Annotated in this window: 1 protein-coding gene; it reads left to right on the top strand. The window is 69.8% G+C overall.

Annotation, left to right across the window (positions count from 1 at the left end; translation table 11 throughout):
• Positions 1–1,557, top strand: a 1,557-nt coding sequence (locus AC1D15_RS30910) for a transglutaminase family protein (protein ID WP_477829040.1), incomplete at its 5' end; no start/stop codon positions are given.
• Positions 1,558–1,671 lie beyond the last annotated feature (114 nt).

Below are 1,671 nucleotides of genomic sequence, written 5' to 3'. Positions count from 1 at the left end.
GTCCCCGCCGCGAACGAATCGGCCAGCTGGGTCACCCGCACCGCGATCAGCGCCGAGCCGCGCGGCGGGCGGCTCTACGTCTTCATGCCGCCGGCGACCGCGCTGGAGGATTGCCTGGAGCTGGTCGCCGCKGTCGAGGACACCGCGCTCGAGATGAAGCTGCCGGTGATCCTCGAAGGCTACGAGCCGCCGAAGGACCCGCGCCTGTCGACGCTGCGCGTCACGCCCGACCCCGGCGTGATCGAGGTCAACATCCACCCGGCGCACAGCTGGGGCGAGCTGGTCGAGCAGACCACGCACCTGTACCAGGCGGCGCACGAGACGCGGCTGTCGACCGAGAAGTTCATGGTGGACGGCCGGCACACCGGCACCGGCGGCGGCAACCACTTCGTGCTGGGCGGCGCCACCGTGGCCGATTCGCCGTTCCTGCGCCGGCCCGACCTGCTGGCCAGCATGGTCGGCTACTGGCACAACCACCCGGCGCTGAGCTACCTGTTCTCGGGGCTGTTCATCGGCCCGACCAGCCAGGCGCCGCGTGTCGACGAGGCACGCAACGATTCGGTCTACGAGATCGAGATCGCGTTCGCCGAGCTGCAACGAATCGCGGCGCAAGGCAGCGGCTACACGCCGCCGTGGCTGGTCGACCGGCTGATGCGCAACCTGCTGATCGACGTGACCGRCAACACGCACCGCGCCGAGTTCTGCATCGACAAGCTGTACTCGCCCGACGGCCCGACCGGCCGGCTCGGGCTGCTGGAGATGCGTGCGTTCGAGATGCCGCCGCATGCGCGCATGAGCCTGACGCAGCAGTTGCTGATGCGCGCGCTGGTGTCGCGCTTCTGGCAGCGCCCGTACCAGCCGCCGCGCCTGAAGCGCTGGGGCACCGAGCTGCACGACCGCTTCATGCTGCCGCATTTCATCTGGCAGGACCTGTGCGACGTGCTCGAGGAGCTGAACCAGTTCGGCTATGCGTTCAAGCCGGAGTGGTTCGCGCCGCACCTGAACTTCCGTTTCCCGCGGCTGGGCGATTTCAATGCGATGGGCACCGAGGTGGAGCTGCGGCTGGCGCTGGAGCCGTGGCATGTGATGGGCGAGGAGGGCGCGCCGGGCGGCACGGTGCGCTTCGTCGATTCGTCGGTCGAGCGCTTGCAGGTGCGGGCCACCGGGCTGGTCGGCGACCGCCATGTGCTGACCTGCAACGGCCGCGCGATCCCGATGCAGCCGACCGGCAAGGTCGGCGAGTTCGTCGGTGCGGTGCGCTACCGGGCCTGGAACCCGCCGTCGGCGCTGCACCCGAGCATTCCTGTGCATGCGCCGCTGACGATCGACCTGGTCGACAGCTGGATGAGCCGCTCGCTGGGCGGCTGCCAGTACCACGTGGCGCACCCGGGCGGGCGCAACTACGACACCGCGCCGGTCAATGCGTACGAGGCCGAGGCGCGGCGGCTGGCGCGCTTCTTCCGCGTCGGCCACACGCCGGGGGTGATGGTGCTGCCGAAGGACGAGCGCAACCCGAACTTCCCGTTCACGCTGGATTTGCGGAGGGCGTCTTTGTAGTTCGTTCGTTCGTTCGCGTATCGACGCGGAAGGCGCGAGCGGGGAGTCTGGGGCTCGCCGTCGCGCCGGTCTTCGCCCCCGGGGGGGCGAAGACTCCCCTGCGCTGACTGGTTT

Source organism: Rhizobacter sp. P2_H2, from assembly GCF_056403375.1.
The sequence above is the reverse complement of the archived record's forward strand: the minus strand, read 5'-3'. Positions and strand labels throughout refer to the sequence as shown.